Annotated in this window: 12 protein-coding genes; 10 read left to right on the top strand and 2 right to left on the bottom strand. The window is 43.7% G+C overall.

The annotated features are described in order from the left end of the window. Nucleotides 1-49: 49 nt before the first annotated feature. Nucleotides 50-925 (bottom strand): AraC family transcriptional regulator, encoded by an 876-nt coding sequence (locus L6I86_RS09895; RefSeq protein WP_236286684.1) that lies wholly within the window; start codon nt 923-925, stop codon nt 50-52. A gap of 111 nt (nt 926-1,036) precedes the next feature. Here L6I86_RS09895 and L6I86_RS09890 point away from each other — a divergent pair, with 111 nt between their 5' ends. The 10 genes from L6I86_RS09890 (at nt 1,037) to L6I86_RS09845 (ending at nt 17,488) form a co-directional block, all read left to right on the top strand. Next, complete coding sequence (locus tag L6I86_RS09890) at nt 1,037-3,298, top strand: GH92 family glycosyl hydrolase (RefSeq protein WP_276574828.1); 2,262 nt, start codon at nt 1,037-1,039, stop codon at nt 3,296-3,298. A gap of 3 nt (nt 3,299-3,301) precedes the next feature. Then, nucleotides 3,302-4,006 (top strand): GDSL-type esterase/lipase family protein, encoded by a 705-nt coding sequence (locus L6I86_RS09885; protein WP_236286682.1) that lies wholly within the window; start codon nt 3,302-3,304, stop codon nt 4,004-4,006. A gap of 183 nt (nt 4,007-4,189) precedes the next feature. Then, nucleotides 4,190-8,821, top strand: coding sequence for a polysaccharide lyase family 8 super-sandwich domain-containing protein (locus L6I86_RS09880; RefSeq protein WP_236286681.1), 4,632 nt, complete (start codon nt 4,190-4,192; stop codon nt 8,819-8,821). 101 nt (nt 8,822-8,922) lie between these two features. Beyond that, complete coding sequence (locus tag L6I86_RS09875; RefSeq protein WP_236286680.1) at nt 8,923-10,632, top strand: extracellular solute-binding protein; 1,710 nt, start codon at nt 8,923-8,925, stop codon at nt 10,630-10,632. A gap of 104 nt (nt 10,633-10,736) precedes the next feature. After that, the gene (locus L6I86_RS09870; protein ID WP_236286679.1) at nt 10,737-11,693 is read left to right on the top strand and encodes an ABC transporter permease; all 957 of its coding nucleotides are present in this window, start codon (nt 10,737-10,739) and stop codon (nt 11,691-11,693) included. Nucleotides 11,694-11,705: 12 nt separating this feature from the next. Next, nucleotides 11,706-12,584 (top strand): carbohydrate ABC transporter permease, encoded by an 879-nt coding sequence (locus tag L6I86_RS09865; protein WP_236286678.1) that lies wholly within the window; start codon nt 11,706-11,708, stop codon nt 12,582-12,584. A 116-nt stretch (nt 12,585-12,700) separates the two neighbouring features. Next, the gene (locus L6I86_RS09860) at nt 12,701-14,428 is read left to right on the top strand and encodes a sensor histidine kinase (protein ID WP_236286677.1); all 1,728 of its coding nucleotides are present in this window, start codon (nt 12,701-12,703) and stop codon (nt 14,426-14,428) included. Between the two features lie 8 nt (nt 14,429-14,436). Beyond that, the gene (locus tag L6I86_RS09855) at nt 14,437-16,047 is read left to right on the top strand and encodes a response regulator transcription factor (protein ID WP_236286676.1); all 1,611 of its coding nucleotides are present in this window, start codon (nt 14,437-14,439) and stop codon (nt 16,045-16,047) included. A 21-nt stretch (nt 16,048-16,068) separates the two neighbouring features. Next, nucleotides 16,069-17,193 carry a glycoside hydrolase family 88 protein gene (locus tag L6I86_RS09850; RefSeq protein WP_236286675.1) on the top strand — a complete coding sequence of 375 codons (1,125 nt, stop codon included), beginning with the start codon at nt 16,069-16,071 and terminating at the stop codon, nt 17,191-17,193. Nucleotides 17,194-17,275: 82 nt separating this feature from the next. Then, nucleotides 17,276-17,488, top strand: coding sequence for an alpha/beta-type small acid-soluble spore protein (locus L6I86_RS09845; protein ID WP_056615323.1), 213 nt, complete (start codon nt 17,276-17,278; stop codon nt 17,486-17,488). An 86-nt stretch (nt 17,489-17,574) separates the two neighbouring features. Here the strand turns inward: L6I86_RS09845 and L6I86_RS09840 are convergent, their stop codons facing one another. After that, complete coding sequence (locus L6I86_RS09840; RefSeq protein WP_236286674.1) at nt 17,575-18,471, bottom strand: AraC family transcriptional regulator; 897 nt, start codon at nt 18,469-18,471, stop codon at nt 17,575-17,577. Nucleotides 18,472-18,601 lie beyond the last annotated feature (130 nt).

The raw sequence follows: 18,601 nt of genomic DNA, 5'->3' as shown, positions 1-18,601 counted from the left end.
TGCAAGCTGTTTGAAGAAGGTGGTCCCCTTATGATTAAGGGGACTTTTTTTAATTCGTAACCTGTGAACCACTATTAAGTTTCCTGTATGCAGATGGCGTCATAGTAAGCCGCTCTTTAAATACGCGCGAAAAGGTGGCATAGGAGGTAAAACCAACTTCGAAGCAGACGGAGGTTACGGGCTCATTGCCGGAAATGAGCAGGCTGCACGCGTGTGATATTCTTATTTTCTCAAGGAAAATATGGAAATTCTCCCCGATGCTTGATTTGAATGAAGTGCTGATATGCGGAACGCTTAAATAGAAGCGCTCTGCCAACGTTTCCAGTTTAATATCATCGCGGAAATGTTGATAGACATAGAGAATGATCTCCCACATTTTCCCCTTTTTATTAGGGGGGTTATAGGTATCATTGTCTCTCTTGGCGAAACAGCTTCGCTCCAATAAGATTAAGGCTTCGGTTAATTTCGTTTTGAACATGAGCTGACTCAAGGGTCTATTGCTAAGGATTTCCTCATGCATCCTCTCGAATATAGGAAGAAGCTGCCTGGTAAGTTCATCCGCCAATTGGTAGGAAGGATCTCCTTCCGTACCCGCACGAAGCAGGATGTCACTGAAAGAGGCAGCAATGTCATCGGAACCATAAATAGCTTGCAGCCCGATAGCCCCAATATATAAATGCAGCTCCTGACCTCGTGTTATTCGGATTTGATGCACTTGATGCGGAAGTAAGAGGGTGAACGTGCCCGGCCCAATAGCTCGCTCAATCCCATTGATAATTTCTGTTCCACTGCCGTAAAAACAATAGGTGTATTCAACGAAATTATGTGTATGCGGCGGGACATCGGCGGTTAGCTTGTGAATTTTAAAGGTAAAAGGAAAGGAATTATGCAGTTCGGGGTCTCCAGGTAAGTTAAAAGGAATCATGTCATCACACGCCTTAGAAGAGAATCGGTTATCCCTATCATAATCTAAAATCTTAAAAAATGAGATATTTTTCATAATTTTGATAAGTAGTGAGATGACGTACTGATTACAATGAAGAAAATATCCAAAAGGAAGGTTGTTACGATTATGAATGTTTTGCAATATGTGAATCCATTACAGGGGACAGCTTCTACATTTCGATTCTCCAATGGAAATACACTGCCTCTCGTTGCACGACCATTCGGTATGGCGGCATGGAGTCCCCAGACGGATGAAGCAGGAAAAGGCTGGTTTTTCCACCCATCCCATCGCCATTTTGAAGGTATTCGGCTGACGCACCAACCAAGCCCATGGATTGAAGATTACGGCCATTTAACCATTCTGCCGCAAACGGGCCCACTTATCGTATCCGCCACGAAACGGTCGTCCTCATTCCGTAGCGAGGATATGTCTATCAAGCCCGATTATTTCCGTGTAAAGCTGCAGCGTTATAATGCGTTATTGGAACTGAGCCCGACAGAACGTTGTGCAAGTATGCGAATGACTTTTGAGGCTACACAAGAAGCGAGAGTTTTGGTGGCGCCATTTGCTGGAGAATCGTCCATAACCATTGACCCTGCAAGAAGAAGGCTAACAGGGTATACTCGTGCGAATTCGGGCGGCGTTCCTGAGAATTATGCGATGTATGTTGTGATTGATGTTGATTGTGATTTGGATGTGCAAGCATGTGGTGTTTTTGATCAGGATTTTAATGCATCTACAAGCTTACATGAAGCAGGGAATCGGATAGGTGCTTTTATTGGATTGAACGTACCGCAATCAGGTGAAGTTAATCTTCGTATGGGCACTTCTTTTATTAGTATCGAACAAGCGATAACCAACCTTACACAGGAAATAGGCTCAAAATCATTCGACTTGGTTAGAGCGGAAGCAACGCAGGCGTGGGAAGAGACGTTGAATCGCATACAGGTGGAGGATCAAGATGAGGACAAATTAAGCACGTTTTATACTTGTTTGTACCGAGTTTGCTTGTTTCCCCGGACGTGGCATGAGTTTACCGATCAAGGGAAAAAGGTGCATTACAGTCCATATAACGGCCAAATCGTTCAGGGACCGATGTACTGTGATAATGGATTTTGGGATACGTATCGGACCTCATATCCTTTGTTTAGTCTGCTATGTCCCTCTCGTTTAGGCGAAATCTTACAATCTTACGTTAACGCCTATAAGGAAGGCGGCTGGATGCCAAAGTGGTCTTCCCCTGGAGAACGAAGTGCAATGCCGGGGACGTTGATTGATGCGGTTTTTGCAGATGCTTTTGTAAAAGGGATTGAAGGATTCGATGTACAGTCGGCTTATGAAGGATTGCTAAAGCATGCCTGTCGAGCGGCGGATGATCCTCATCTTGGCAGGAAAGGCGTTCGTGCTTACCAAGCGCATGGATATTTGCCAGCGGATCAGTTTCACGAGAGTGTCAGCAATACGTTGGATTATGTATATGGCGATTTCTGTATTGCTCAGCTTGCCAAAAGTCTCGGGAAAACCGAGGATTACACGCTGCTGATGAATAGGGCAACGAATTACGCCAAATTACTGGACCCTACGGTAGGTTTTATGAGGGGGAAGAAGGCCGATGGCGACTGGGTTGAAGAATTCGATCCGATCGAGTGGGGTGGTGCCTATTGTGAAGGCAGTGCCTGGCAGTGCAGTTGGGCTGTTCAACACGATATTGTTGGATTAGCCGAGTCGATGGGAGGAAAAGATGTCTTCTTAGCTCGCATGAACGAATTAATGACCACTTTACCCGTATTCAAGGTGGGCAGCTACGGTTTTGAAATCCATGAAATGTCGGAAATGGCTTCGATTAACTTCGGACAATTTGCGATTAGCAATCAGCCTAGTTTTCATATTCCTTATTTGTTTGCGGCGGCTGGGTCACCAGCTGGGACGCAATTCTGGGTCAGAAAAACAGCAAAGGAGCTGTTTAGTTCTGCACCTGATGGCTTACCCGGTGATGAAGACAATGGGAGCCTGTGTGCTTGGTATATTTTTGCCTGCATGGGGATGTATCCGTTATGTCCAGGGGTACCTGAATATGTGATAGGGAGTCCGATGTTCGGGCGTATGACCATCCATTTGGAGGGCGGCAAACAGATTGTAATAGAAGCCGAGCATAACGCAGCTGACCATCCTTATGTGCAAAGCGTACAGATGAACAATGAGCCGCATCAGCCTTTGTTTTTTACACACGATCAGCTTATGGAAGGTGCTTTGATTCAATTTGGTATGTCGGACACACCGCAAGAGATGCAGGTAGAAAATAAGCATCTGCCTTACTCGATGTCACTCCGAATTCAATCAGAAGGGAAATGAAACATGACAACAAAACGTGAGTCCATCGTAAAACCAGGTTTTTTTGCTATGGCTGCTGCAGCGGATAGCCGCAGAGGTGAATTTGATTTAGGTAACGAGGTCTTGATTGCGCACAAAGTACCCGTTGATTTTGTGTTTATCGGCGATTCGATCACGCATATGTGGGAGCTGAATGCTTATTTTGGTCGCGGCGGTCGTTTTATTGTAAATCGAGGGATTGGTGGGGATATTAGCAGCCATGTGTTAAGAAGATTTGATGCTGATGTGATTCAATTGAAACCCAAGGTTGTGGTGATCAAAATTGGCGTGAACAATTTCTGGGCGCTGGATGGCGCTATAGCGGAGCATAGGAGAACAGCGGAGCAAATCATGCCAGCACTTGTTGATAATATTCAGGAAATGGTAGTAAAGGCGAAAGAACACGAGATTACACCGGTCATCTGTTCCATTCTGCCAACGAATATGCCGCATTCGGCAAACAATACGATACGAAACACGAGTATTCGCTTTGTAAACGAACAACTTCAACAAATAGCTAACGAACAAGGGGCCATCTATGTCGATTACCATGCGAGGATGGTCACAGAAGATGGTATCCAGTTACGCGATGGGCTTGCAGACGATGGGCTTCACCCGCATGTGCTCGGTTACGATATTATGGCGAATGTTTTGCGTGAAGAATTGGCGCTTAAAGGGATTCAAATTTAAGTTAGTGGGACATAAAGCTAGGGGCTCGTACCTTCATGGTACGGGTTTTCCTCATTTTATCCCACAATTGTTAATGGAAGTTCATGATCTTCATAAAGGATCATATCCAATAACTAGCTGCTGGTGGAATAATGATGGGGAAACGAACCCGTTTCTATTCTAGGGAAAGATGGTGGTTGGTGAATGTTAGTAAGACGAAGTGGATGGAAGGTGTTTTTATTATTGATGGTTGTAGTCTTTGCGTTTGTAGGATTGCTAGGAGCAACACAAGTGCATGCGACAAATGATGATTATGATACGATGAGAATCAGGTGGAAGAGCTTCTTAACAGGAGGAACAACCTTTGACACCTCAGATCCAGACATTGCTGTCAAGCTGAACAGTGTAAGTCAAACCAACTGGAGTACGTTGATAAAGACATCGAATCGGACGTACTTATGGAGTGATTTAAACAAAACGGACGATTCCTCTCATATTACAGGGAGCTACCTCCGAATTAAGATGATGGCGCTTGCTTATAGCACGGTTGGTTCCAGTTTATACGGGAATCAGGATCTAAGGGCTGACATTATTGATGCCATGGATTGGATGTACACCAATCGATATAATGAAACGAAATCAGCCTACGGGAATTGGTGGGACTGGGAGATCGGTACCCCTTTGCATATTAATGATATTGTTGTACTCATGTATGAGGATCTCATCTCAACGCCAGAAAAAATAACCAATTACATGATGGGGATTGAAAAAAATTCCCCTGATCCGAATAAGGTCAATAACGGGCAATATGTGCCTACAGGGGCAAATTTAGTTTGGAAATGCCAAGTGGTTGCTTTACGGGGTGTGATTTTAAAATCCACGACAAAGCTGACATCAGCAAGAGATGCGTTAAATCCGGTGTTTGATTATGTGACTTCGGGGGATGGCTTCTATACGGATGGATCATTTATCCAACATAATGTTTACGCTTACACGGGGGGCTATGGTGTAAGTCTGCTGCAAGAACTGGCTAATTTGCTGTTGTTGCTCAATGGCTCGCCATGGCAGCCAACGTATGCAGGTACAGCTAATGTATATAAGTGGATTTATGATTCCTATGAGCCACTCATTTATAACGGTGCCATGATGGATATGACGAGAGGAAGAGCCATTTCTCGAAATTATGAACAAGATCATGTTATTGGACATAATGTGATAGCCTCGATTATCCGCTTAGCTCAAAGTGCTCCTACGGTGGATGCACAGCGAATGAAAGCGATGGTGAAAGCATGGATTGGAGCCGACACCCAATTTAATTTCTACAAAGATACTAACTTAAGTACGACGGTCATAGCCAAGGCGATTATGAGCGATAGCAGCATTGTGCCTAGAGAAGAAAAGGTGCAAACCAAGGTCTATGCTGGCATGGATCAGGTGGTACATATTCGTCCAGGGTTTGGATTCGGTGTCAGTATGTCATCGCATCGCATTGGTACTTATGAAGCGACCAATGGTGAGAATTTGAAGGGCTGGTACACAGGCGTTGGCATGACGTATCTGTATAACAAGGATCCACTTCAGTTTACCGATTACTGGCCGACCGTGAATAAGTACAGACTCCCGGGAACGACGGTTGATACGATGCCGAGAGCGGATGAGGAAGGAGCAGGGTATCTGAGTCCCAAAACATGGGCAGGGGGTACAGAATTACAAGGTCAATTTGCAACAGCTGGCATGGACTTGAAAGGGTATGGAAGTACGTTAAAAGCCAAGAAATCCTGGTTTATGTTTGACGATGAAGTGGTTGCGCTTGGGACAGGAATAACGAGCACGGACAACAGATCAATCGAGACAACCGTTGAAAATAGAATGCTCACGAAGACACAAGTTACACAAGGAATCGATCCGGCGTCACCTCCATCAACACCCATTGGAAGCGAACCCTTGCGTCATAAAGTTTATGCTGTTACAGACAGCGTGAACGATGGTAATCTACCGGAAAATACGTTTGACAATAACTTTGGTACGAGATGGTCATCCAGTGGCGATGGACAATGGATTCAATATGACCTTGGTAAAATACAATCCATTGGATATTTGGGAATAAGCTTTATGCTTCAATCTGCAAGAACGACTAATTATGAAGTCTTGGTTTCCGAGGATGGTCAAATATGGGATCAAGTCTTTAATGGGACTTCCAGTATCGTCAGCGATGCGCAACTTCAAATCGTTGATTTTCCAGATACCCAAGGCAGATATGTCAAAATCATCGGTCATCAGAACTCAACGGGGCCGTGGAACAGTATCACGGAAGTACAAATTTATGCCCCATGTACGGCGGGCAATCTACTAATCCTCCCTTCTGTGTCTCCGTTGAATGTGAGTGCTGTAACGGGGAGCTCAGGATCAAGCAATACTGCCTACGTGAATGACAACGATATCCGGACGTTCTGGTCGGCGACCGGAGACGGTAAGTGGCTGCAAGTTGACTTAGGCAGTAGTACAGCAATAGGACACGTAGGAATAAGTTTCGAGCAAGGTACAGAGAAGCATTATGCCTTTGAGATCCAAACATCCGTGGATGGCACGACATGGACACCTATTTACAGCGGCCAAAACACAGTACTATCATCGGAGATTACAGCCTATGATGTCGTGGATACAACCGCAAGATACGTCAAATTCATTTTCCATGGAAATGATGCTGATCTATCCAACTATGTCTCCGAAATTCAAGTGTATGCCCCAGAAGATGCAGGGCCAGTACTAGATCCTCTGCATGCGACGAAAAAAGTCAAAGGGGATGAGCAGCTAGTTGTGAATGGTGTAACGAAACCCTCAGGATTAGAGTGGACAGAAACGATGAGCAATGTTTCTTATGCGTATCTGGAGGGAACTGGCGGTTACTATTTCCCGCAGCCCACTTCCTTAAAGGGGACTAGAAATGTCTCGCAAGGCAGCTGGTCACAGCTCAATAAAGGTGGTCCTACGACTGTGTTAAGTAAAAATTATTTGACGCTTTGGTTGGATCATGGGAATAATCCATTCTATCAGGATTACGCCTACGTCTTACTGCCGAATAAAACAGCTTCGGAAACCGCTAGTTACAGCACGAACCCTAATATTGAACTCCTGGTTAACAATACGAACGTGCAAGCGGTGAAGGAGAAAACACAGGGAATTCTAGGGGCTAATTTCTGGTCACCAAGTACGTTTGGTTATCTCACGGCATCGAATCCTTCTTCAATTATGTTAAAGGATCAAGGCAGTGTCCTAGATGTTGCTGTTTCAGATCCTACGCACTTGCAAGCTAAGGTTACGTATGAAATTCATAAAGCAGGGTTATCTGTTATTGAAAAAGACGCTAGCATCACTGTTTTACAACTTAGTCCTACGATAAAGTTTGAGGTCAATACCCAAGCAAAGGACGGCAAATCTCACAAAATAAAACTGCAAGTTAACACGTCCGTTACGACGCCTTTGCCAACACCAACTGCACCACCGACGCATACCGTTGATCCGGTTCCAGATACCATTGTGGATGTGTTGGATGACTTTACGCAAACTTTCGCACACAGTGCGAATTTAAGTTTTGATCGCGGTCAAGCCGAAGCATTTAATGGTGATACCTCACGGTTAATTAGAACCAAAAACACGAATGAATATATCATTTATAAAGCATTGCCGAACAAAGATATTACCGAATTTGCAGCAAAGGCATGGTTCTGGGCGAATGAAGCTGTTTCGGACTTTGCGTTTTACAGCTCACCGGATAATGTCACCTATACGGCGTTTGCTCCAACTAAATTGGCGGGCAGCAGTGGCTGGAAAGAAATAAACTACAGTGGAACGCTGCCGACTGGAACGCAGTATCTCAAAATTGTGTACACACACAATACGAGCAATGTATGGAACCCGCAGCTAGCCGAAGTCACATTGACGAGTAAAGCACCTGCACCTACGAGCATTACGGTTGTTGACAATGTGTACGATTACACCAAGATGTTTGCACACAGTACTAATCTGAGTATTGGCGGATCGAATCCCTCGGCATTCGGTGACGATGCTACGCGCTTAGTAAGGCTCACAAACACAGACGAATATGTCGTTTACAAAGCGGAAGCTGAGATGGAGCTGCGCAATTTCAGTGTCGATACTTGGTTCTGGCCTTATGAGACCTCCACTGATTTTCAATTTGCTGTATCGCCGGATAATGTGACCTACTCGGTTTATACGCCTGTCAAGGCTACCGTCACGGGCAGTTGGAACAAAGTGACTTACAGCGGGACATTGCCAAGAGGAACACAGTATATGAAAATCATCTATAAGCAGCACTCAGCGAATAGTTGGAATGCGCAGATTGGCAAAGTCACCCTGACGAGTAAAGTTCCAACACCTACAAGTGCGACAGTGACTGACGATGTGTATAACTTTAGCAAAATGCATGAAAATTCCGGCAAGTTGAGCTTCGACACTGCGAATGTTGTGAAGTTCGGCGGGGACACTTCAAGGTTAAAGAGAAATACGAATACAGATGAATGGATTGTCTATAAAGCTGCGCCGGAAATGGATATGAAAAGCTATACGATCGATACGTGGTTCTGGCCTTTCGAGGCTTCGGTGGATTTCGAATTGTATAGTTCATTGGATAACGTGACTTACACATTAATTTCACCTGTGAAAACCGTGGCGGCAACCGATTGGAAGAAAGTGACATATAGCGGTAATGTAGCGGCAGGTACACAGTTCTTGAAAATCGTGTACAAACAGAATACAGCAAATTATTGGCATCCACAGATCGGTAAAGTCGTGATTCAGAGCGAAGTTATTGATTAACGAAAGTTCATGATCTTAATTCCCGATCATTTCTTTCCTTTTCACCGGATGCCATAATAAAAGTGTAAGATAGTTAGTTTACAAGGGGGCGTAACAAGTAAATGAAGCGTCAAAGGACAACAAAAGCAGCATTAGCGAGCATCATTTTGGGTATGGGCATTTTGGCAGGTTGCACCAGTGAGAAAGATAGCCCTGCAGCTTCGCCAGCTACAAGTCCGGTTGCAACGAAGAGCACAACAACTGTAGCGAAGGAGAATGATCGAACCAAGTTTGATCCACCGGTTACGATTACGGGAGCGATTGCTCTAAAACCATCCGATAAGCTGCGGAATGGCGACACCCCAGAGAATAATCCAATCTCCCGATGGTTTAAAGATACGCTGGGTATTGTGACGAAATATCAATGGGTGGTCACGGACGGAGCTGCATTGGAGACGAAAGTTCGTTTATCTTTAACGAGCGGCGAAGCATTGCCGGATGTTCTAACTGCCTCTGGTACCTTGTTTGAAGATCTTGTTGCTTCCAAGAGAATTCAAACCGTTGATGAGGCCTTTGAGAAGTATGCAACACCAAGGGTGAAAGAATCCTATCAGAAAAATCCGGATGTATGGAATTTGGTGAAGCGAAACGGAAAACTGTATGGTTTGCCTGCACTTTCGAATGGCATTGTAGGGAACACCGTGATGTGGATCCGAGAGGATTGGCTCAAGAAGCTAAACCTTAAAGCGCCAACGAATGTGCAAGAATATGAAGCGGTTATGGATGCGTTTACGAACAACGACCCTGATGGCAATGGGAAAAAGGATACGTATGGCATGGCCTTTGGGGCAAACACCGGCTACCATAAACCAACAATGAACTTTATGACTGACGCTTCGTTTATTTTCGGGCAAGATCAGCCCTACCAATGGCTGAAAGGAACAGACGGGAAATTGCAATACGGGTCAACCAGGCCAGGCGTGAAGGATGCATTAGGCAAATTGCATGAATGGTTCAGTAAAGGGTATATCAGTCCCGACTTCGGTACACAAGATGGAGCGAAAGCCATGGCAGACTTTACTTCAGGCAAAGCTGGAATCACCTTTGCACCGGGTTGGGCTGGCGGTTGGCCAGTAGGTACGGCAGTGAATGAAGCCAAAACCAAAAATCAAGCCTTGGATATCAAACCCTATCCGATTCCTGCCGGGATTAAAGGCGAAGTAGGCAGGGCAGCATCACTGCCATCCTATGGCATTTATGTTTTCCGTGAAGGATTTACGAATATGGAAGCCGTCTTTAAGTATTGGGATACGATGTACGGCTGTTCGGTTGAGGATGCAGCTTGTCCGTTTGCTAATGGTAAGGGTGAAGGCTATGACTATGTCATGAAAGATGGCAAGCCAGATTGGAAGAACATTCCAGATGGTACGCTGAGTCTGAATGCCTATCAGTTGATTTCACCAGGAACAGGAACAGCTCCAACGAACGTCATGCCTGGACCTAACATTTACCAACGTGTCGCAGCTGGAAAGAAAGACAATGTGTTTGAGCAGAAACTAGCCGCAGAGAATGGCCAATTAACAATTGAGGGCTTCTCCGTTGCATTCCAACAACTGAACAAAGATGTACAAAATGGATTCTTTGGCGCGAACACACCGACCATGAAAGACAAATGGGAGCAGCTCATTGCTCTAGAGGAGCAAGCTTTCCTACAAATCATTTACGGAAAACAAAAACCGGACTATTTTGATACCTTTGTGAAGCAATGGAATGATCAAGGCGGGGCTCAAATTACCAAAGAAGTAAATGAGTATACAGCTAGCATTAAGTAATTGTCCCATTATTTGATAAGAAATGCGGAGCGCTAGCATAACTTGAGTTCTCCGCATTTTCATTTTTATAGAGAAGTCCTGACGATCGATAGGAGACGAATCGGATGAAATCGGAAACGATAAAATACGCTTTGCAAGAGAGGGCAATCCCCCTTAAAAAACGAAAAGGCTTCTTCAATCTAAGCCAAACGTGGCCACTACATGTGTTCCTATTGCCTTCCGTTGTGCTATTGCTGATTTTCAGCTATACCCCGATGGTCGGATTTTTGATTGGATTCCAAGATTTTAAACCATGGTTAGGCATTTTTGGATCACCATTCGTGGGCTTGAAGCATTTTAGATTTATGTTTCATGATCCAACGGCGTTGCAAGTCATTTGGAATACGCTTATCATTGCTGTTTTCAAAATTATCGCAGGTGCAATAGCTCCTTTTACTTTCGCTTTACTGCTGAATGAAGTTCGTGCCGTCATCTTCAAGCGAATTATTCAATCGCTGGTTTACTTACCTCATTTTATTTCCTGGGTTATTCTCGGTGGTATCCTTACGGATCTGCTGTCTACGAATGGGATGATCAATCAACTTCTCATAGGGATGGGGTTGGATCGAGTCTTCTTTCTAGGAAGTGGAAACTGGTATCGCTTCACCTTAGTTGTCAGTGATGTTTGGAAGGATTTTGGATTCGGCACCATCATCTATTTGGCTGCTATGGCAGGCATTAATCCGAATATGTATGAAGCTGCAGATATTGACGGTGCAAACAATTGGCAGAAAACGATTCACATTACGATTCCAGCAGTGGTTCCCATAGCTATTGTTATCGTGACATTATCGTTAGGTAACATTCTAAATGCCGGTTTCGATCAGGTATTTAACACGTATAATCCACTTGTCTATCCGAAAGGCGATATCATTGACACCTATGTCTACCGCGTTGGTTTACAGCAAGGATCATTCAGCTTCGCTACTGCGGTTGGATTTTTTAAATCGATCATTGGATTTATACTTATTGCTACGACTTACAAATTAGCATCCAAATATGCAAATTACAGGATTTTCTGAGGGGATATAGCCATGGTTAAATTATCGTTCTCCACGAAAATATTTCAATTCTCGAACTATATTTTCCTATCACTTGCAGCTTTTCTCTGTATTCTTCCTATGGTTCATGTCCTGGCTGTATCGTTTAGTTCAGACTATGCGACGACAGCGTACTTAGTTAAATTTTGGCCCGTCGGCTTTAATTTCACGGCTTATGAGAAGGCGTTGAACAGTAACAACTTTATCATCGCTTTCAGAGTTAGTGTGATCAGGACGGTGTTAGGTACCGCACTTACCATGTTTCTAACGATGCTGGCCGCCTATTCGATGTCCAAAGAAGATCAGATTTTCAAAGGAAGAACGCTGTATGCTTGGTTCTTTGTCTTCACGATGCTGTTCCATGGCGGACTCATTCCAACGTATTTGGTCGTTCAAAAAATAGGGCTAACGAATTCCCTTCTAGCATTGATTTTGCCTTCCGCTGTCAATGTCTTCAATGTCGTCCTCATGATGAATTTTTTCCGAGGGATTCCGAAAGAACTGCAAGAAGCAGCGATGATGGACGGGGCAGGACATTTCCGTATTCTGTTCACGATATTCATGCCAATTTCCTTACCATCCATTGCCACATTATCCTTGTTTACCATGGTGTTTCATTGGAATGCTTGGTTTGACGGCATGATTTATATGAACAAAGCAGAGCTGTTTCCATTAGCTACTTTTCTACAGGCCTTAATTGCCAGTTTCGATTTCACGAAAATTGGTCTCAATCCAGAGGACCTCGCTAAATTATCGGAGCGTTCTTTAAAATCCGCACTGATCTTTATTGGTACAGTCCCGATCTTGCTCGTATATCCTTTTCTGCAAAAGTACTTTGTACAAGGGATGACGTTGGGGTCGGTAAAAGAATAAATCAAAGTAAATGGCTGTTAGGGTAATCCTAGGAGCTGTTTTCATTGTATGATTGTTACAATACTAGACATGCAATTAGTAAAATAAAGCAAACGGAAGATAGGGAGCACTGGCTAATGAATTTAATCAAGAGAGTAATCCTTCTTATCGTGATGAGTTTAATCGTCATTCTTGCCCTTTACGCCTATTCCTATAAACAAAGTGTAAATGTCATTGAAAATCAAATTAATACACGGAATGAAGAGAAGCTGTCGTACTTTCTCAATCGAATTGAAAGCCTATTGGATCAGAACATGATCTACGCCACGCTCGTCACCAAAGATCCGGAAATTAAAAAGGTAGCCTATGGTGAATTGCCCCCAGCTAGTTATGATCGTGTAAGTGTAGTTCAATCCATTGAGAGCAAGTTGAATCTATTCAGTATGACTAATCAAATCATGAACATAATTACGCTATATTTTCCGAAAATTAATCTCGCTTTGTCTACGGTACCCTCAACAGGACTGAATCAAGAGGAAATCTTAAAAGATTACACAGCTAATTGGAAATTAACGAAAGTTGATATAAGCGGTGTCAAAACGGATGCTTTTTCACGCTTCTTCGTTTCACCTTATCATGCAGAGCCGGCGGATATCATGAAATCGGATTTCATTATACGTGTTGATTTCTTTACAAAAAATATTGCGAATTTGCTAGACGAGTTTAAGTTAGCTGGTAATGGCGATGCCTTTTTCTATGGCAGATCGGATCAAATCGTCTATAACAGCACGACGAATATGACACTCATTCAGCAGCTCATGCAGGAGTATCCCTTCAAGGATGCTAGTGAGATGACGAAGCGTTCCACCATCGTAGAGCTGAGTGGCAAGAAATACATTCTTTATGTCCTTCCTTCCGAAAAGCTGAACTGGAGCTTGGTTGATATTGAACCCCTGGAGGAGATCCTAAACCCGGTCAATCACAGTCGGAATTTATTTTACATTATTCTGTTTTTACTTCTCTTACTCGGTATGGTAGCTGCTTATTTCTTATATTTTTATATCCAAGTCCCTATTCGAATTCTGATTCGCAGCTCGGAGCATATCAAGAACAAAAATTTTGCCTATCGCATTCAGAGTTTACGCAAGGATGAATTTAGACAATTGTTCGATTCCTTTAATGACATGGCGAAAGAAATTGATGAGCTAATTAAACGCGTGTATGCGGAAGAAATCCGCTCGAGAGAGGCCATTATGAAACAGCTCCAATCGCAAATTAATCCTCATTTTCTCTATAATTGTCTGGCTTATATCGTGAATATGGCTAAAATGAATAAAAATCAATCGGTCATTGCCATGGCCCACAATTTGGGAGATTACTATAAATATACGACTCGAAATGAAACGTTGGAGACAACGCTCGGGACAGAGCTAGAGCTGGCTGTCAACTATATGAATATTATGAATCAGCAGTTGGATAAATTTCGGTATATGATTTCCGTGCCCGAGACGATGAAAGCCATGAAGATTCCTAAGCTGATAATTCAGCCGATCATTGAAAATGCCATTGTACACGGGCTCGAGGAGATTTCGATGAACGGACTTATCACCATTGTAGGGCTCGATGACGGCCCGCTTTACCGGCTGATCATTGAGGATAACGGGCCAGGTTTATCGGCGGAAGCTTTGACGAAGTTAAGGCAAAAGACGGAAGATGAACATAATGATTCTCCTCAGAAAGGGGTATGGAATGTCTATCATCGCTTCCACTATTATTTTGGACAGCATTCCCGTATGCGATTGGATAATTCAGCACTAGGTGGTTTACGAATTGAGTTAAGCTGGGAGAAAGCAGCAAGGGAGTGAGTGATTACATGTTTTCATTGCTGATTGTGGATGATCATAAGCATCAAGTTGATACGTTAGCAGCAACTTTACCATGGGAAGAACTAGGGATATCCACGATTCATAAAGCGTATGAGGGCCAGGGGGCGCTTGCAATCATGGAGACGCACCCTGTTGATATCATCATCACAGATATCCGTATGCCAGGCATGAGTGGCCTGGATTTATTAGAACGAATTCATGAGTCTAGTCGGAAAATTGATGCTATTCTGTTGACCGGATATGCAGAATTTGAATATGCGAAGAAGGCAATTGAGCTCCATGCCGTTGAATATTTAATTAAGCCCGTGCGTGATCAATTGCTCATAGATGCAGTAAGCCGCGTCATTTCTAAGCGTCAAAATGATTTGCAGCATTCGCAAGCCTTTAAACAGGCCAATGCGATCCTCCATCAGAATTTACCCCTTCTAAAAGAAAAAGTATTGAATGATCTTTTGCAAGGAGCGGATATCTCACATAAGCAGCTGACAGAAAAACTGGAGATGTATCAAATTCCTTTTACTTTTGGAGATTGCATTCGATTCATGGTGATTCAATTCGATCCTCATTTTTATGAATCGTACACACCCTCCGATATGAAATTATTTGAATATGCCGTCATGAATATGGCGGAAGAATTGCTCCAAAGTCATTTCAGTCTGTGGACAAGGAAAGCGCCGCAAGACAATGTCACCTTGATGCTCAAGCCGATTCATTCGGGAGGTACGGCTTGGAGTGAGGAGGGACTGGTTTCGATTGCCAATCTCTTATTGGAACAGGTTCATCGTTATTTAAAAGGAACTGTTGCCATCTACTTGTCTACACCAGCGCGGTTTCCTGAAGAAATTCATGCCAATTACACTTCCGTCGTTTCATCTGCCATTAGTGCATCAGAACGAAAAGGTATTTTCAATTTGAATAAGCATGATGTTTCAAGTCGTGGATTAGAACCTTTACGCTCCTTGTACCATGCCCCTATGTTGATACAACTGATGGAGAGCAATAACCTCGACAAATTGAATGAGAAGTTCCATGTGATTTTTCAAGAATTAGAACAAAAACAAGCAGATTCGCGTGCTCATCTCCGAGAAGCCTATTTACATATCCTAAGCTGTTTCACATTTCTTGCTCATAAGAAAGGCAAGGTTTTAGAAGATATTATCGGCATTGGCTCCGTACATAAAGAACACAGTGTCATTCATTCGGCCAAGCAATTAAAAGCATGGTGCATCCTTATTCTCGAAGCCTTGACTGAGGGAGTTCCTATCGTCGATGATGAGAATCACCAACAGCTGGTTAATAAAATTCAGGCCTATATCCACCTTAATTTATCCAAGGATGTTACCTTGCAATCGATTAGTGAGCATGTTTATCTGCACGCCGTTTATTTATCCAAAATTTATAAAGAGATTACTGGATTAAATTTGAGTGAATACATTTTACATGCACGAATGGAGGAAGCGAAGCGGCTGCTTGAGAAAACTTCGTTTAAAATTTATGAAATCACTGAAAAAGTAGGGTACCAAAGCCCGCAGCATTTTATTCGGAGATTCAAAAAATATTACGGTGTGACCCCGGACATCTTCCGGAAGCAAATATAAGGATCAAAAGGGGAGTCAAACATGGACAATGCATGGATAGAGAAGGCTTGGGAACAGGTTGTTGATAAAATAGGACAAACAAGTCATAGCATTGGTGCAGCATTTCCGAATGGTACCGAGAATGGCCGCTTCGTAATGACTCCGGCCCATGACTGGGTCGCAGGATTTTGGCCAGGACTGTTATGGTTAGTATATAGCGAAACGAAGAATGAACGTCTGCAGGCATTGGCTGTTGCGTGTGAAGAGCAAATCAGTCAAACTTTATGGGAATTTGAGCATTTACATCATGACGTTGGCTTTATGTTCGGGCTGAGCAGCATCAAACAATATGAGCATCTATCAGATGAAGCTGCCAAACGGCATGCACTCATGGCGGCAAGCTTACTTGCAGGAAGATTTAATCCTGTTGGATCCTTCATTCGTGCGTGGCCGAATTGGGGTAATGAAGATCACAGTGGCTGGGCGATCATTGATTGTATGATGAATTTACCACTGTTGTACTGGGCTTCAGAAGTGATTGCTGATCCGCGGTATCGTCATATTGCCGAGCTTCATGCCGATATGGTGCTCAAAGAATTTATACAAGAAGATGGATCTGTCCATCATATAGTAGCTTTCGATCCGGAGACAGGCGCTCGTGTGGGAGCGTTGGCTGGTCAAGGTTATGCGGCAGATTCTGCCTGGTCCAGAGGAGCGGCATGGGCGCTGTATGGATTTGCTCTCAGCTACACATATACGGGCAAAGAGAGATACTTATCTGCCACGAAGCGAGTTGCGCAATTTTTTCTTAATCATTTGCCTTCGGATAAGGTACCATATTGGGATTTCCGTTTGCCTAGGGATTCCGTTGACGCGCCGCGAGATTCTGCTGCTGCTGCTATTGCAGCCTCAGGACTCCTAGAAATAGCTTCAATTCTAGGAGCTGTTGACGGATTAAGTTATAAACAAGCTGCCGAAGAGATATTGTTTTCCTTGTATCAGAACTATACGGGATTGCAGGAAGATTCAGAGGGAATATTGCTGCATGGGACGGGATATTTTATGCAAAATATTTATGTAGATGCTTCTCTCATTTATGGTGATTACTATTTTGTGGAGGCATTACTGAAACTGAAGCATGCTTACAAAACGATCCCGAAAAATTAAAAATAAAAAAATTAATGCATGTATAATATTTTTCAAACTCCACATGATAATATCACACCAAGAAAAGGAGTGAATAACAATTATGGCTAACAACACATTGGCAGTTCCACAAGCAAAAGCAGCAATGGATCAACTGAAGTATGAGGTGGCACAAGAGTTAGGGATTCAGCTTCAAGCATACAATGGCAACCTTGCATCACGCGATGCTGGCTCTATTGGTGGCAACATTACGAAACGCTTAGTGCAAATCGCAGAACAACAACTTTCTGGTTCGGCAGGAAGCTTTAGACGCTAAGTTGATCGTATTTGTAAGTAAACACAAAAGACTACAAGCACCTATTCCTCCTTGGGTGAATGCAGTCTTTTTTTTATTTTCTCAGGCTAAAAAGGATTAGAGCGCCACTCACTTGGAGAACTGCCGATATGTTTGCGAAATACGGTCGTGAAGTGTTGACTGGTCTTAAACCCTAGCTCAAAGGCAATTTCCGTAATGGAGACGCTCGTTTGCAGAAGCGAGCAGGCACGCTCCATTCGTATGCGTTCCATATAAGCAGCAGGAGACTGTCCGAATATGTTGTGAAACACTTTATAGAAATGAGACTCGCTCATCTGAGATGCACGGGCAAGCTCCGCAACGGAATATCGCGTATTAGGCGCTTGCGTTATTTGATAGACGGAGCGGATCACCGCATCCTTGACTCCGGGCTCTATTGACTTGGAAGAAGTAGGCTGCAGAAGTCCCATGATGATGTCTAGAACCTGATGTCGGGCAAAAAAAGCTTGATCAGGGCCCTCTGTTTCTAATGTCGCCTTCAAGCGTAGGAATTGTTCGTGCACGCGATGACCTGCGCGAAATACCCGTGGAAGCTGCTGTAAGCGAGAACCGGCCAACTCACGATCAGAGCCTTCCAAGCGGAACCAATTCGGGGTGCCCTCTGGATCCTGCACAATCATCCACCAGATCCGACTAGGCTCTAAATGATTAAACCGAGCTTTATGAAGTTCTCCTGGACGGGTGTAAAACCATTGCCCAGCACTCATCGGATAAGGGATACCATCGAGCTCCCATGTTGCACTTCCGCTATGTAAATAGACAAATTCATATGCGTGATGATGACAATGAAGGGGGATGGGATACGCTTCTGCATATTTTTGATATCCTACGACGAACAATTCCGGAACGAGTCGGATGGTGGTCGCGCTTTCAAATCTCTCAGGATTATCTTCATGCGGAGGGAAAACCCATCGCATCGAACTTGATGAGTGCAGCATAGTCATTAATAGCTCTTCCTTCCATGCGTTCGTATTACTCTTATGTGTCTGATCCTATTTAATAAGTTCTGGGAAGTCAAGTGCTATTTGATCTGGTACGCTTAGCATATTCAGAACTGAAGAAAATACAGACTGA

This window comes from Paenibacillus allorhizoplanae (assembly GCF_927798215.1).
GTDB classification, from domain to species: Bacteria; Bacillota; Bacilli; order Paenibacillales; family NBRC-103111; genus Paenibacillus_E; species Paenibacillus_E allorhizoplanae.
Note: the sequence above shows the minus strand (reverse complement) of the source record. Positions and strands in the feature narration are given on the sequence as shown.

Excerpts from the sequence above, each read along its gene's own strand:
- L6I86_RS09895 (WP_236286684.1), bottom strand. The coding sequence starts at position 925 with ATGATTCCTTTTAACTTACCTGGAGACCCCGAACTGCATAATTCCTTT.
- L6I86_RS09890 (WP_276574828.1), top strand. The coding sequence starts at position 1,037 with ATGAAGAAAATATCCAAAAGGAAGGTTGTTACGATTATGAATGTTTTG.
- L6I86_RS09885 (WP_236286682.1), top strand. The coding sequence starts at position 3,302 with ATGACAACAAAACGTGAGTCCATCGTAAAACCAGGTTTTTTTGCTATG.
- L6I86_RS09880 (WP_236286681.1), top strand. The coding sequence starts at position 4,190 with ATGTTAGTAAGACGAAGTGGATGGAAGGTGTTTTTATTATTGATGGTT.
- L6I86_RS09875 (WP_236286680.1), top strand. The coding sequence starts at position 8,923 with ATGAAGCGTCAAAGGACAACAAAAGCAGCATTAGCGAGCATCATTTTG.
- L6I86_RS09870 (WP_236286679.1), top strand. The coding sequence starts at position 10,737 with ATGAAATCGGAAACGATAAAATACGCTTTGCAAGAGAGGGCAATCCCC.
- L6I86_RS09865 (WP_236286678.1), top strand. The coding sequence starts at position 11,706 with ATGGTTAAATTATCGTTCTCCACGAAAATATTTCAATTCTCGAACTAT.
- L6I86_RS09860 (WP_236286677.1), top strand. The coding sequence starts at position 12,701 with ATGAATTTAATCAAGAGAGTAATCCTTCTTATCGTGATGAGTTTAATC.
- L6I86_RS09855 (WP_236286676.1), top strand. The coding sequence starts at position 14,437 with ATGTTTTCATTGCTGATTGTGGATGATCATAAGCATCAAGTTGATACG.
- L6I86_RS09850 (WP_236286675.1), top strand. The coding sequence starts at position 16,069 with ATGGACAATGCATGGATAGAGAAGGCTTGGGAACAGGTTGTTGATAAA.
- L6I86_RS09845 (WP_056615323.1), top strand. The coding sequence starts at position 17,276 with ATGGCTAACAACACATTGGCAGTTCCACAAGCAAAAGCAGCAATGGAT.
- L6I86_RS09840 (WP_236286674.1), bottom strand. The coding sequence starts at position 18,471 with ATGACTATGCTGCACTCATCAAGTTCGATGCGATGGGTTTTCCCTCCG.